This is a genomic window from Bradyrhizobium sp. ARR65, from assembly GCF_000472385.1.
Lineage (GTDB): Bacteria > Pseudomonadota > Alphaproteobacteria > Rhizobiales > Xanthobacteraceae > Bradyrhizobium.
The window spans coordinates 49469-63360 of sequence record NZ_AWZU01000006.1 but is presented as its reverse complement, the minus strand read 5'-3'; the positions used below and the strand labels follow the sequence as shown (position 1 = coordinate 63360).

The window sequence follows — 13892 nt, the reverse complement described above, 5'->3', positions numbered from 1 at the left end:
ACGCTCCAATTCGGGGGCAATATAAGGCAAGGATTCGACTGGTTAACGTTGCTTTTTCCTCATGATAGCACGGCTTCGTGCGGCGAAACGTCCCTATAACAACAACGCGAGCACTCAAAGCAATAGCGGCCAGGCTAGGCCTGGCCGCTATCGGGAACAGTTGGCGTTGGCTGGCTGGCTATTTCGAGGCAGTCGGCAGCGGAACCGGCGCATCGGCAAGCGTATGCAGATAGGCGATGACGTCCGCGCGCTCGCTTTCCTTCGGAATACCGGCGAACCCCATCGCGGTGCCGGGAACAAATGCCTTCGGATTGGTCAGGAACTGGTTCAGATCGTCGTCGGTCCAGGTGCCGCCCTTGGCCTTCATGGCGGCCGAGAAGTTGAACCCGCGCCCTTCGCCCTTCTTGTCGCCGACGACGCCCCAGAGATTCGGACCGACGCGGTTGGGCTCACCCTTTGCGAAGGTATGGCAGGCCTGGCACTTCTTGGCGGCGGCCTCGCCCTTCTGCACCGAAGCGGTCTGCAGCAGCTTCTCGATCGGCTCTTCCTTGGCCGGGGCGGCTTCCTTGGCGCCGCCGGCCGCCTCTTCCTTCACGGCGATCTCGAAGCCCGGCTTCTCCGGCATCTTCGGCGCAAACAGCGCGTTGGCGGTGAAATTGGTGATCAAGAGGACCAGGCAGGTGGCGAGAACCGCACCGAGGATCTTATTCAGTTCGAAGGAGTCCATGTCGAATCAGGCCCCAAGCCGAAACGTCTATGATGGGGCCGGTTGGGCCGGCCCGCGGAATTGAACCCCGGAATCGCGCTTTCGCATCCTCCCCCGGGAACAGCGATCAGATATCGGTTTGCCCGTGCTCTGGCAACCCGTATAAACGCGCCGGCCTTCGCCCCATCCCCACCATTCGCAAGCCTTGAAGCGAGACCCAGCCCGGATGTCGGACAAACGCACTTTAGTGGTGATTCCCGCGCGCATGGCGTCGACCCGCTTGCCCGGCAAGCCGCTGCTCGACATCGCGGGACTGCCCATGATCGTCCATGTATTTCGCCGCGCGGAAGCGGCGGCGATAGGACGCGTGGCGGTTGCGACCGACACGATCGAGATCGCGCAAGCAGTGCGCGCCCATGGCGGCGAGGCGGTCATGACTCGTGCCGACCACGCTTCCGGCTCGGACCGGGTGTTCGAGGCACTCGGCACGCTCGATCCCAGGGGGGAGGCCGAGATCGTGATCAATGTGCAGGGCGATTTTCCAACCATTGCGCCCGGCAATATTCGCGACGTGCTGGCCCCGCTCCGCGACCCGGCGGTCGATATCGCGACCCTTGCGGCCGAGATCCACACCGGGGAAGAGAGCACCAATCCGAATGTCGTGAAGGCGGTCGGCAGTCCGCTCGGTGGAGGACGCCTGCGGGCGCTCTACTTCACCCGCGCGACCGCCCCGCACGGCGAAGGGCCGCGTTACCATCATATCGGCCTCTACGCCTATCGCCGTGCCGCGCTGGAACGTTTTGTCCGCCTGCCACCCTCGCCGCTGGAACAGCAGGAGAAGCTCGAGCAGCTCCGCGCGCTGGAAGCGGGCATGCGCATCGACATCACCATCGTCGACACCGTGCCGCGCGGGGTCGATACCCCCGCCGACCTCGAAACCGCCCGCCGCATCCTGGCGAAATCCTGAGCGCGAGCGGGGATGCCGTTTCCCCGAAGCGTGATCCCGCTCTATCCTTTTGTTTGAGCATGATCTTTTCGGAAAACGGCTATCCATTTCTCCGGATCATGCTGTAGAAGGCCGCCATGACCAAAAAGCTGAAAATCGCTTTCCAGGGCGAGCCGGGCGCCAACTCCCACATCGCCATCGTCGAAGCCTATCCCGACGCCGAGCCCTTGCCCTGCGCGACCTTCGAGGACGCGCTGTCCGCGATCGCTTCCGGAGAAGCCGATCTCGGCATGATCCCGATCGAGAACTCGGTTGCGGGGCGCGTCGCCGACATCCACCATCTTCTGCCGACCTCGGGCCTCTACATCGTCCGCGAATGGTTCCTGCCGGTTCGCCATCAATTGATGGCCCCTCGCGGAGCCAAGCTCGCCGACATCAAGACGGTCGAGAGCCACGTCCATGCGCTCGGCCAGTGCCGCCGCATCATCCGCAAGCTCGGCATCAAGCCGATCGTCGCCGCTGATACCGCCGGTAGCGCGCGCGACATCGCCGAGCGCGGCAACAGAAGCGTCGCGGCCATTGCCTCGCGCCTTGCGGCCGAGATCTACGGCCTGGACATTCTGGCGCAGGATATTGAGGACGAGGCCCACAACACCACGCGTTTCGTGGTGCTGGCGCGCGAGGAGAAGTGGGCCGAGCCAGACTCGGCGCCGCTAATCATCACGACGTTCGTGTTCCGGGTGCGCAACCTGCCGGCAGCGCTCTACAAGGCGCTCGGCGGCTTTGCCACCAACGGCGTCAACATGACCAAGCTCGAGAGCTACATGGTCGACGGCAATTTCTTCGCCACCCAGTTCTACGCCGACGTCGAAGGCCATCCACACGACCGCGGGCTAGCCTTCGCGATCGAGGAACTGAAATTCTTCTCCCGCGAGTTCCGCATCGTCGGCGTCTATCCCGGCCACCCCTTCCGCGCGACGTTTCGGGAGAACGAGGAGTGATTTATGCCGTCATTCCATGGCCCGCGGAGCGCGAACCCGGAATCTTGAGCCGCACATAACCTCCGGATTCGGAGTTCAGCCCTGCGGGCTGCCCCGGAAATCACGGCCTATTTGGCCGGTGCAGACGGTCATTTAGTCCAAGCCGCGTTCCTCTTGGTCAGCCCAAATGTCTCGGCGAGCAGGTTATAGGACTTCTTCCGCGCCTCATGGTCGTAGACGGCGGTGATGACCATCAGTTCATCCGCCTGGCACGCCGTGATCAACGGCTGGAGCTTCTGCATGACGGTGGCTGGGCTGCCGACGAACAGGCGCGAGCGGTTGCGCGCGATCGAGGCGCGGTCGGCCTCGGTGTAGGGATAGGCCAGAGCCTCTTCCGGGCTCGGCAGCGGTGAATACTTGCCGCGGTCGCGCAGCAATCGATTGAGATCCATTGACGAAGCCAGTCGTTCGGCTTCCGCATCCGTTTCCGCCGCGACCACCGCCACCGCCAGGATCGCATGTGGCGTCGCGCGCCAGCCGGACGGCTTGAAATGGGCGCGGTAGGTCGTCAGCGCCGCGACCGCGTCATGGGACGCGAAGTGATGCGCGAAGGCGAAACCCATTCCGACTTGCGCGGCAAGTTCCGAACTGTAGTCGCTGGAGCCGAGCAGCCAGATCGGCGGCAGTGGCGTGTCGTCGGGCATCGCCACGACATTGTTGTAGGGATGCCCCGGTGGGAAATCGCGCGTCTCCCACAGAATCAGCTCATGCAGTCGTTCCAGGAAATCGTCGCCCTCGCGGCGATCGAGGCGGCTGCGCAGCGCGTAGGCCGTGGCGCCATCCGTGCCGGGCGCACGGCCCAAGCCCAGGTCGATTCGGCCAGGAAACAGCGCTTCCAGCATCTTGAAGCGCTCGGCCACCACCAACGGCGCGTGATTGGGCAGCATCACCCCGCCGGAGCCGACGCGGAGGTGGCGCGTCGCCGCCGCGATCTGCCCGATCATCACGTCGGGGGCGGGGCTGGCGACGGACGCCAGATTGTGGTGCTCGGCGAGCCAGTAGCGGACATAGCCGAGCCCATCGACGTGGCGGGCGAGGTCGATGCTGTTGCGCAGCGCCGCCGCCGGGCGGGTTTCCGTGGTGACGACGGACAGATCGAGGACAGAGAGCGGGATCATGCCGTACTAACCTAGTGCATGGCGGCAACCGGGCAATGAGCGTTCCAGGAAGCCCCCTCCCGCGGACTTGCGGGATCTCACTCGTCGGCGGCGCAGCACAGAGTGGGACACTTGAGCGAGGCTTGAGAATTCAGCCTGAATCGCCCACCTGACCATTCCGAGAAGATCGCCTGAAATGGTGTCAAATGACCAGAATTTCCTCCCTTTTCTTGCCCACTGCACGGCCCGCTCGGGTAAATTTGTATGCAAACATTAGAGCATATTGGGCAATTTCCCATCTCTGATGGGCTGTTTGAGACCTCCCATTTGGCCTATCTTAGCCCCTCGCAAGCCCGAGCTGCGAACCACTGGAGTTTATGGTCCCATGACCGAGCCGACGCCCCCCGCCTCCAATGGGGCCCGAGCACTGCCAGCACCTGCGATCTCGTTCGAGTTCTTCCCACCGAAGACCGAGGAGATGGAGAAGAGCCTGTGGGAGACCATCAAGCGGCTGGCGCCGCTTGCGCCCAATTTCGTCTCGGTCACCTATGGCGCGGGCGGCTCCACGCGGGAGCGGACGCATGCCACCATCGCCCGGATCCTTTCCGAAACCGCGCTCGTCCCCGCCGCCCACCTCACCTGCGTGGACGCGCGCTGCGCCGATGTAGACGACGTGGTGGCCCGCTACTACGAAGTCGGCGTCCGCCATATCGTGGCCCTGCGCGGCGATCCGGCCGGCGGAATCGGCGCGGCCTACACGCCGCATCCTGACGGTTATCGTAGCTCTGCCGATCTCGTGGCCTCGATCAAGCATCGCCATGGCGACATCGAGGTGACGGTCTCGGCCTATCCGGAAAAGCACCCGGAAAGCGCAAGCTTCGATGCCGACATCGATATGCTCAAGGCCAAGGTCGATGCGGGTGCCACGCGGGCGATCACGCAGTTCTTCTTCGATAACGATCTCTATTTCCGCTATCTCGACCGCGTGCGCTCCCGCGGCATCAACATTCCCATCGTACCGGGCATCCTGCCGGTGCAGAATTTCAAGCAGGCCGCCAATTTCGCCAGACGCGCCGGCGCCAGCGTGCCCGCCTGGCTTGCGCAGAAATTCGAGGGCCTCGACGATGACCCTGAAACGCGCAAGCTCGTCGCCGCCGCTGTTGCCGCCGGCCAGGTGCAGAAGCTGGCCAAGCATGGCGTCGAGACCTTCCATTTCTACACTATGAACCGCGCCGATCTCGTATTTGCCATCAGCCATCTGCTCGGCATTCGCCCCAAGGGCACGAAGAACGGCGCGCAAGAGGCTGCCTGATGTCCGTAACCGTCTCCCCCAAGCGTGTTGCCCTGCTTGCCGCCGCGCGCGAGCGCATCCTGGTGCTCGACGGCGCCATGGGCACCATGATCCAGGGCCTGCAATTCGACGAGGCCGCCTTCCGCGGCGAGCGCTTTGCCGACTTTCACCGCGACCTCCGCGGCAACAATGATCTTCTGATCCTCACGCAGCCCAAAGCGATCGAGGACATCCATGCCGCTTACTTGCGCGCCGGCGCCGACATCGTCGCCACCAATACCTTCTCCTCGACTTCCATCGCGCAAGCCGACTACGAGCTGACCGATATCGTCTATGAGATGAACTGCGAGGGCGCGAAGCTTGCGCGCGCCGCCGCCGCGCGCGTTTCCGCCGAGGACGGCAGGCCGCGTTTCGTTGCCGGCGCCATCGGCCCGACCAATCGCACCGCCTCTATCTCGCCCGACGTCGCCAATCCCGGTTATCGCGCGGTGACCTTCGACGACCTGCGCAAGGCCTATGGTGAGCAGGTCCGGGGTCTGCTCGATGGCGGCGTGGATCTGTTGCTGGTCGAGACCATCTTCGACACGCTCAACGCCAAGGCGGCGCTGTATGCGATCGCCGAGATCTGCGAGGAGCGCGGCATCGACGTGCCCGTGATGATCTCGGGCACCATTACCGACAAATCCGGCCGCCTGCTCTCAGGCCAGATGCCGGAAGCGTTCTGGAATTCGGTGCGGCACGCGCGCCCGATCACCATCGGCTTCAACTGCGCGCTGGGCGCGGAGGATTTGCGCGCCCATATCGCCGATATCAGCCGCATCGCCGATACGCTAGTCTGCGCCTACCCCAACGCCGGCCTGCCGAACGAATTCGGGCAGTACGACGAGACCCCCGAATATATGGCCCGCCTGATCGGCGAGTTCGCGCGTGACGGGCTCGTCAACATCGTCGGCGGCTGCTGCGGCACCACGCCCGATCACATCAAGGCAATCGCCGCCGCCGTTGCGCCGTATAAGCCGCGTGCGGTGCCGACGATCGAGCAGCGGCTGCGGCTCTCTGGCCTGGAGCCGTTCGAGCTCACGCCCGCGATCCCCTTCGTCAATGTCGGCGAGCGCACCAACGTCACGGGCTCGGCTCGCTTCCGCAAGTTGATCACGGCAGGCGACTACACCGCTGCGCTGCAGGTGGCGCGCGATCAGGTCGCGAACGGCGCGCAGGTGATCGACGTCAACATGGACGAGGGGCTCCTCGATTCGGAAGCCGCGATGCGGACCTTCCTCAACCTCATCGCCGCCGAGCCCGACATCGCCCGCGTTCCGGTCATGATCGACTCCTCGAAATTTCATGTGATCGAGGCCGGCCTGAAATGCGTGCAGGGCAAGTCGATCGTGAACTCGATTTCGCTGAAGGAAGGCGAAGAGAAGTTCATCCACGAGGCCAAGATCGCGCGGCGCCATGGTGCGGCTGTCGTCGTGATGGCCTTCGACGAGAAGGGCCAGGCCGACACCTTTGCGCGGAAGACCGATATCTGCAAACGCGCCTACGACATCCTGGTGAACCGCGTCGGCTTGCCGCCGGAAGACATCATCTTCGATCCCAACATCTTCGCCATTGCGACCGGCATCGAGGAGCACAACAATTACGGCGTCGATTTCATCGAGGCCGCGCGCTGGATCCGTCAGAACCTGCCCGGCGCGCATGTCTCGGGCGGCGTCTCCAATCTCTCCTTCTCGTTCCGCGGCAACGAACCGGTGCGCGAAGCGATGCATTCGGTGTTCCTGTATCATGCCATCAAGGCCGGCATGGACATGGGCATCGTCAATGCCGGGCAGATGATCGTCTATGACGATATTGATCCGGAGCTGCGGCAAACTTGCGAGGACGTTGTCCTCAACCGCGATGCGGGTGCAGCCGAGCGGCTGCTGGCGCTCGCGGAAAAATTCCGCGGCAAGGAGAAGCAGGCGAAAGAAGCCGATCTCGGCTGGCGCGAATGGCCGGTCGATAAGCGCCTCTCGCACGCGCTGGTGCATGGGATCACCCAGTTCATCGAGCAGGACACTGAAGAAGCGCGCCAGGCCGCGGCGAAGCCTCTCGACGTGATCGAGGGACCGTTGATGGCCGGCATGAACGTGGTCGGCGACCTCTTCGGCGACGGCAAGATGTTCCTGCCGCAGGTGGTGAAGTCCGCACGCGTGATGAAGCAGGCAGTCGCCTATCTGATGCCCTTCATGGAGGCGGAGAAGGCGAAGAACCTCGCCGCCGGCAATGCCGAGGATCGCCATGCCGCCGGCAAGATCGTGCTGGCCACGGTGAAGGGCGACGTCCACGATATCGGCAAGAACATCGTCGGCATCGTGCTCCAATGCAACAATTTCGAGGTCATCGATCTCGGCGTTATGGTGCCGGCCGCGAAGATCGTCGAGACCGTCAAGGCCGAACGCGCCGATATCGTCGGCCTCTCCGGGCTGATCACGCCCTCACTGGACGAGATGGCGTTTTTCGCGTCCGAGCTGCAGCGTGAGGGGCTGAAGATCCCGCTCCTGATCGGCGGCGCCACCACGAGCCGTGTGCACACCGCTGTCAAGATCGACCCGAATTATCGCAGCGGGCCGGTGGTGCATGTCAATGATGCGAGCCGCGCCGTGGGCGTCGCGTCCTCGCTTCTGTCCGACAAGCGTGAGGCCTATGCGGCGGAGATCCGCGCCGAATATGCAAAAATCTCCGCGGCGCATTTTCGAGCGCAGGCCGACAAGAAGCGGCTATCACTTGCCGCTGCGCGGGCCAATGCGGTGAAGATCGATTTTGCGGCCGCGCCGCCGAAGAAGCCGACCTTTATCGGCACCAGGAGCTTTGAGGATTACGACCTCGCCGAGCTCGTCGACTATATCGACTGGACGCCGTTCTTCCAGACATGGGAGCTCTCCGGCCGCTTCCCGGCGATCCTTGACGACGCCAAAGTGGGCGAAGCCGCCCGCGCGCTCTACGACGATGCGCGCCAGATGCTCGAGCGCATCATCCAAGAGAAATGGTTCAAGGCGCAGGCCGTGATCGGCTTCTGGCCGGCTAATGCTGAAGGCGACGACATCGCGGTCTATGCCGACGAGACGCGGACCAGGAAGGTCGCGACCCTGCACACGCTGCGCCAGCAACTCGAGAAGCGCGAGGGCCGCTTCAACGCCGCGCTGTCCGACTTCATCGCGCCGCGCGCCTCGGGGATTGCAGATTATATCGGCGGGTTCGTCGTTACAGCGGGCATTGGCGAGGACGCGGTCGCCGATCGCTTCAAGAACGCCAACGACGATTACTCCTCGATCCTGTGCAAGGCGCTGGCCGACCGCCTGGCCGAGGCCTTTGCCGAGCGCATGCATGCACGCGTGCGCCGGGAGTTCTGGGCTTATGCGCCGGATGAGGCGTTGTCGAACGAGGAGCTGATCCTGGAGAAGTATCAGGGCATTCGTCCGGCGCCCGGCTATCCCGCGCAGCCCGATCACACCGAGAAGAAGATGCTGTTTGCATTGCTCGACGCGGAGAAGCAGGCCGGCGTGAAGCTCACCGAGAGCTTTGCGATGTGGCCTGGCTCCTCGGTGTCGGGGCTCTATTTCAGTAACCCCGAGAGCTACTATTTCGGCGTCGGCAAGATCGAACGCGACCAGGTCGAAGATTATGCTGCGCGCAAGGGGATGAGCGCCGCCGAGATCGAGCGATGGCTCGCGCCGATCCTGAACTACATCCCGGCGCAAGATCGCTCGCCCGCGGATCGCGCGGTGCAGGAGGCGATGCCGACGGCCGCGCCCGTGGCGATGCCCGCCAACGATATGGCGTCGCATCCGCCCGGCTGCACCTGCGCGGCGCATCTCGCCTGGCGCAAGAAGGCGGCGGCGAGGGGATAACCCTCGCCCCGGCACAAAGCGCCTCCTCGCCTTACGGAGAAGGCCGCCGAAGTCGGCGCCTCGCAGCTTGCTTATTTCGGCAACAGGCCTTTCAGCTTCTCCGCGTCCCTGACATTGAGCTTGAAGCCGCCGGGCATCACGATATCGCCCGGCTTCTGGCCCGGCTTGCACTCACCGAGCCACTTGCCTTCGATCCGGGTGGTCAGATCGCGCAAATTGGCCACGCCCTTGTCGCTGTGCGACGTGGTCACGATCGTGTAGGCGGAATCGAAGCCGCCGGTTATTTCCGAGTGCGAGGTCAGGGTGCCCCCGCCGACACTGCAGACGGAATCGGCGACATAACCGTTCGCGGTCTTCTGCACGTCCTGCTTGGAGCAGATTTGCTTTGCCATCGGCGAGACGGTGTTGTTCATGTCCTTGTCGGTTGCCGCGTCGGTGCAATGCTGCATCGTCAATTCCGGCAGACCGGAGCCGTTGCGCACAAGCTTCATCTCCCACAGACCCGGCTTGCGCAGCGGCAAGTCCTCGGCATGCGCCACCGACAGCAAGAGTGCGAGCGCGCCACCGCCGAGACACACAGGAACAAGCCGCCGCCTCATGATGCGGGCCCTAACTGGTTGCGCGTGGGTCGGGAAGTTTCAGTAAAGCGTGCGCAGCGGCCGCTCATTGGTCCCATAGGGCACCCAGCGGCAGGAAAACGAGATGTAGCCGCCATATTGCGCGTCGACCGCGAGGAATTTCACCACCTTGCCATAGGAAGCGCAGTGATTGACGGCGAGCTGCCTTGCGTCAACCTGCTGGGCCAGAGAATAGGCGATGATGCCGCCGGTATCATTGCCTTTGAAAGGCGGCACCCAGTCGGCCCGCGCCGGGTCACCTCCCAGCATTCCGCAAATGGCAACCAGGCCCGCGGCCACAATCCTTCGCATCAGAGACTCCCTTTCGCTTGCGCGCATCTTAGGGCCGCCGATAGAGGCTGAAAAGCGACGTTGTCTCTTGGACGATTGGGTTGCGGGAAAGTGTTGCCGCGCTGCACTTGACCCGGTCGCGCCTTCGCGGCACGGTCAGTGTTCATTGATCAGCTTTGCTGGAAAAGACCATGCGCGACCTCATCACCTCGTTCAAACGGCTTGGCAGCGCGACCGCGCTTGCGACGGCATTGGGCCTTTTGGCGTTCGCGCAAACGGCACAGGCCGCCAACCCGCTTGAATTGAATTTCTGGCTCTCGGGCCCGCTATACGAGGGACGGGTCGCGCCTTGCGAGAAGGCGCTCAGCACGATCACGTCGCAATTCCAGGAAAAAGAGAGCATGTACTGGAATTCGAGCCTGACGATCACGGGTTATGGCAACATCCACGAGGTGGCCTTCCGCCCCTGGCAGTCCGATAACATTCCGCGTCGCTTTTGCAGCGGCAAGGCTATGACCAGCGACGGCAAGGTTCGGACCGTCAATTACTCCATCATTGAGGACGGCGGGTTTGCCGGTTTCGACCAGGGCGTCGAATGGTGCGTGACCGGGCTCGACCGCAATTGGGCCTATAATCCGCGCTGCCGCCTCGCCGGTCCGTAGGCCGCCTGCCGCGAATCAGTCGCGCGGCGGCAAGGTGAGGATGGTGTCCGCGCGTTTCACGTATATTGCGAAGGACACCGTCTTGCGATCGTGGTCTTCCGATCGTGCCTTCGTCCTGATTGCGCACCGGCCCACAATTTGTTCTTGAAATGTTCCGCTCGCCTGCTAGGCTCCGCGCCGGTGTAGGGAGGTTTTGTGATGTCTGTCTCAATCCGGATTTGTGGGTTTCTCCTCGCGTGCAGCTTGGTTGCGGCCGCCAGACCGGCCTCGGCCCAGGACACGCGCCAGAATACCCCCGGCGAGTTCGATTATTACGTGCTGTCGCTGTCGTGGTCGCCGTCCTACTGCGAAGAGGCGGAAGAGCGGGGAAATAACGGACGGTCCCAGCAGGCCCAGTGCGGTGGGCGGCCGTTTTCCTTCGTGGTGCACGGGCTGTGGCCGCAATATGAGCACGGCTATCCCGAATATTGCCAGCGGCCGTCACCGCGGCTCGAGCGCAACATCATGCTGTCGATGCTCGACGTGATGCCGGCACCGGGCCTGATCTACAATGAATGGGATAAGCACGGGACCTGTTCGGGTCTTTCCGAGCGTGCCTATTTCGAGACCGTCCGGAAGGCGCGCGCGGCGGTGAAGATTCCGCCTGAGTTCCTGCAGTTATCCGAGCCCAAGACGGTGGCGCCAGGCGACGTCGAGGACGCGTTCATCAAGGCTAACCCGGGCCTCTCCCCTTCCGGTATTGCTGTCACCTGCAGTCGGACGCGGCTGTCGGAGGTGCGCATCTGCATGAGCAAGGATCTGCAGTTCCGGAATTGCGAGGAGATCGATAGCCGCGCCTGCCGCCGTGACCAGGTGATGATGCCGCCGATGCGCGGCGGGTAGTCCTAGGCGCCGTCATCCCGGGGCGATGACGACGGGGCTGCGCGAAGCGCCGGCGCCGGTCGCATCGAACCCGGAATCTCGAGATTCCGGGTTCGCTCGCTTGCGCGAGCGCCCCGGAATGACTGTGCCAATTCCTGCCAGCGATACGCTGCGACAGCGCAGGGTTACTTTCGCTCCGCGATGTCGTAACCCTCCGCCATGAACTACCGTCACGCCTTTCACGCCGGCGGCTTTGCCGATTGTCTGAAGCACATCGTGCTGGTGCGCACCCTGCTTTACCTGCAGGAAAAGCCGGCTGCGTTTCGCGTCATCGACAGCCACGCCGGCGCCGGCCTCTATGATCTGACCTCGGACGAAGCGAGCCGCGGCGGCGAATGGCGTACCGGTATTGCCCGCCTGATGCAGGCGCAGTTCTCGCAGGGCGCCGCACCGCTGATCAAACCTTATCTCGACATCGTGGCGGCCTTTAATCCGCAATCCGATCTCACCGCCTATCCGGGCTCGCCGCTGATTGCGCGCGCGCTGCTTCGCCCGCAGGATCGACTTACCGCTTGCGAGGTCGAGCCGCGCTCCCGCAAGCGCCTGATCGATGCCCTGCGCCGCGACGCCCAGGCCAAAGTGGTCGACCTGGACGGCTGGGTGGCGCTGCCGGCCTTCGTGCCGCCCAACGAGCGGCGCGGCTTGGTGCTGATCGACCCGCCGTTCGAGGCCAAAGACGAGTTCGAGCGCCTCGCCGATCGCTTCGCCGCGGCGTTCGCCAAATGGCCCACCGGTATCTATTTGCTCTGGTATCCCGCCAAGAGCCGGCGCGCGACGGATGATCTCGCCCGCGCCGTCGTCCAGGCTGCCGGCAACGTCAAACCGGCGGGCAGATGCCTGCGGCTCGAATTCAGCGTGGCGCCGCAAACAGCAGGGGCTCCGCTTGCCTCGACCGGACTCCTGATCGTCAACCCGCCATGGACACTGCATGGCGAGCTCAAGACCATCCTGCCGGAACTGGAAAGGCCGCTGGGCCAGGGCGGCACCGCCCGCTTCCGGCTCGAAACACCGAAACCGTGAAGGCGAAGACGGTGGAAAAGCCGTAGTCAATTCGCGGCGAACCGTATTATGCTTAAGTCGATGAGACTGGCTTTACGCCCCGCTTCCGCGAATGGTTGCGGCGGAGCGATGGAGGCCAAAAAAAATCCAGGCGACCCGGCGGGGCAAGACGCAGGGACGTTAAGGTGGCCCAGCTTTCCGGCAGCGAATGTCCGGTCGGGCCGATACGCGTGAGGCGTAGCGGCCGGAAGCAGTACGGGGGAGGAGTTTCCCGATGGCCATGACTGGTACGGTCAAGTTCTTCAATGGAGAACGTGGCTATGGCTTCATCAAGCCCGATGACGGCGGGCGCGATGTGTTCGTTCACATCACCGCGGTTGAGCGGGCAGGATTGAAGGACCTGACCGAAGGACAACGCATCACATTCGAGGTTGAACCGGACAAGAAGGGCAAGGGCCCGAAGGCGGTCAATCTGGTGATCCAATCCTAGTGTCGGTTTGAGTTAGGACGCATTTTGCTCATCTGAACCCGCAATCCGTTCAGGCGGCGGGTTCAAAGTGAGCCTTTGCTCGAAGGACGCTGCGCGGAAGATGCTGCAAAAAAATCCCGACCGTGAGCTACGGCCGGGAGGTTGTTGCTTGTTCGTCTTTTCTTCTTGAAACTTTATCGATTGAGCAGATCGGTTCGGAATAGCCGAGCTCAACTTTGCGCCGACACGGCCCTCCGGATCGTGCTCTAGAAATGGTAGTTCACGCCGACGCGCAGCATGTCGAAGCGATAGCCGTTCGAGGTGCCGGTGATCGCGAAGTTGCTTTCCGAGAGATCGACGTAGAGATATTCGACCTTGGCGGTCCAGTTCTGTGCCACGCCAAATTCGACGCCCGCACCCAAGGTCCAGCCAGCGCTGGTTTGCGATTCCGTTAAGCCAAACGTCTGGCCGCGCAATTCGCCAAAGGCGAGACCGCCGGTGCCGTAGAACAGGATGTTGCTGAACGCATAACCCACGCGACCGCGCACGGTGCCGAACCAGGGATTGGAAAATTTCCAGGGCGCAAACGTGTCGTCGGCGCCGGTCGCTTCGAGATCGCCTTCGATGCCGAACACCCAGGGGCCGTCCTGGAAATTGTAGCCACCCTGCACACCGCCGACGATGCCGGACGGCTTGGTCGGGTTGTTTGACACCGTGCCCCAGGCATAACCGAGATTGCCGCCAAGATAAGGCCCTGCCCAGCTATAGGCGTTGAGCGGCTGGTTCACCGTATAGGGCTGGCGCGGAGCATAATAATCGGCCGCTCTCGCGGGTGGCACCGTGCTCGCAAGCGTCAGCGCAGCGGCCCCGACAGCGAACCTTTTCATCGCAACACTCCAACGCAACTGCCGCGACCAAGAGGTCCGAAATACGCCAAAGCGAAGGCGCTCCACGAACCGCATG

Annotated in this window: 13 protein-coding genes; 8 read left to right on the top strand and 5 right to left on the bottom strand. The window is 63.3% G+C overall.

From position 1 onward, the window contains the following. Nucleotides 1–178: 178 nt before the first annotated feature. Nucleotides 179–727: a c-type cytochrome gene (locus F758_RS0109420; RefSeq protein WP_024507633.1), complete on the bottom strand. Its 549-nt coding sequence runs from the start codon at nucleotides 725–727 to the stop codon at nucleotides 179–181. Between the two features lie 205 nt (nucleotides 728–932). On the opposite strand from F758_RS0109420, the gene F758_RS0109415 reads away from it, so the two are divergent. Together F758_RS0109415 and F758_RS0109410 are read left to right on the top strand one after the other, a co-directional pair. Next, nucleotides 933–1673: a 3-deoxy-manno-octulosonate cytidylyltransferase gene (locus tag F758_RS0109415; RefSeq protein WP_024507632.1), complete on the top strand. Its 741-nt coding sequence runs from the start codon at nucleotides 933–935 to the stop codon at nucleotides 1671–1673. Between the two features lie 116 nt (nucleotides 1674–1789). Further along, a complete protein-coding gene (locus F758_RS0109410; protein WP_024507631.1) occupies nucleotides 1790–2653 on the top strand; it encodes a prephenate dehydratase in 864 nt (287 codons plus the stop codon). 128 nt (nucleotides 2654–2781) lie between these two features. Here the strand turns inward: F758_RS0109410 and F758_RS0109405 are convergent, their stop codons facing one another. Beyond that, complete coding sequence (locus F758_RS0109405) at nucleotides 2782–3810, bottom strand: LLM class flavin-dependent oxidoreductase (RefSeq protein WP_024507630.1); 1029 nt, start codon at nucleotides 3808–3810, stop codon at nucleotides 2782–2784. 364 nt (nucleotides 3811–4174) lie between these two features. Between F758_RS0109405 and metF the strand changes: the two genes are divergently transcribed. Both metF and metH read left to right on the top strand, forming a co-directional pair. Further along, nucleotides 4175–5101, top strand: coding sequence for a methylenetetrahydrofolate reductase [NAD(P)H] (gene metF, locus F758_RS0109400; protein WP_024507629.1), 927 nt, complete (start codon nucleotides 4175–4177; stop codon nucleotides 5099–5101). After that, nucleotides 5101–8970, top strand: a complete 3870-nt coding sequence (gene metH / locus F758_RS0109395; RefSeq protein WP_024507628.1) for a methionine synthase — start codon at nucleotides 5101–5103, stop codon at nucleotides 8968–8970. Before metF ends, metH begins: the two co-directional genes overlap by 1 nt. Before the next feature lie 71 nt (nucleotides 8971–9041). Here the strand turns inward: metH and F758_RS0109390 are convergent, their stop codons facing one another. Continuing rightward, nucleotides 9042–9569, bottom strand: a complete 528-nt coding sequence (locus F758_RS0109390; RefSeq protein WP_024507627.1) for a DUF3617 domain-containing protein — start codon at nucleotides 9567–9569, stop codon at nucleotides 9042–9044. 39 nt (nucleotides 9570–9608) lie between these two features. After that, complete coding sequence (locus F758_RS0109385; RefSeq protein WP_024507626.1) at nucleotides 9609–9899, bottom strand: hypothetical protein; 291 nt, start codon at nucleotides 9897–9899, stop codon at nucleotides 9609–9611. Nucleotides 9900–10069: 170 nt separating this feature from the next. On the opposite strand from F758_RS0109385, the gene F758_RS0109380 reads away from it, so the two are divergent. The 4 genes from F758_RS0109380 to F758_RS0109365 all read left to right on the top strand — a co-directional run bounded on the left by F758_RS0109380 (nucleotide 10070) and on the right by F758_RS0109365 (nucleotide 12950). Then, the gene (locus F758_RS0109380) at nucleotides 10070–10540 is read left to right on the top strand and encodes a hypothetical protein (RefSeq protein WP_024507625.1); all 471 of its coding nucleotides are present in this window, start codon (nucleotides 10070–10072) and stop codon (nucleotides 10538–10540) included. A 198-nt stretch (nucleotides 10541–10738) separates the two neighbouring features. After that, on the top strand, nucleotides 10739–11422 hold the full coding sequence (locus F758_RS0109375; protein WP_024507624.1) for a ribonuclease T2 family protein: 684 nt from the start codon (nucleotides 10739–10741) through the stop codon (nucleotides 11420–11422). A 198-nt stretch (nucleotides 11423–11620) separates the two neighbouring features. Beyond that, nucleotides 11621–12481: a 23S rRNA (adenine(2030)-N(6))-methyltransferase RlmJ gene (locus tag F758_RS0109370; protein WP_024507623.1), complete on the top strand. Its 861-nt coding sequence runs from the start codon at nucleotides 11621–11623 to the stop codon at nucleotides 12479–12481. Nucleotides 12482–12734: 253 nt separating this feature from the next. Continuing rightward, nucleotides 12735–12950: a cold-shock protein gene (locus tag F758_RS0109365; RefSeq protein ID WP_024507622.1), complete on the top strand. Its 216-nt coding sequence runs from the start codon at nucleotides 12735–12737 to the stop codon at nucleotides 12948–12950. A gap of 245 nt (nucleotides 12951–13195) precedes the next feature. Here the strand turns inward: F758_RS0109365 and F758_RS0109360 are convergent, their stop codons facing one another. Beyond that, nucleotides 13196–13816, bottom strand: coding sequence for an outer membrane protein (locus F758_RS0109360; protein WP_024507621.1), 621 nt, complete (start codon nucleotides 13814–13816; stop codon nucleotides 13196–13198). Nucleotides 13817–13892: the final 76 nt, after the last annotated feature.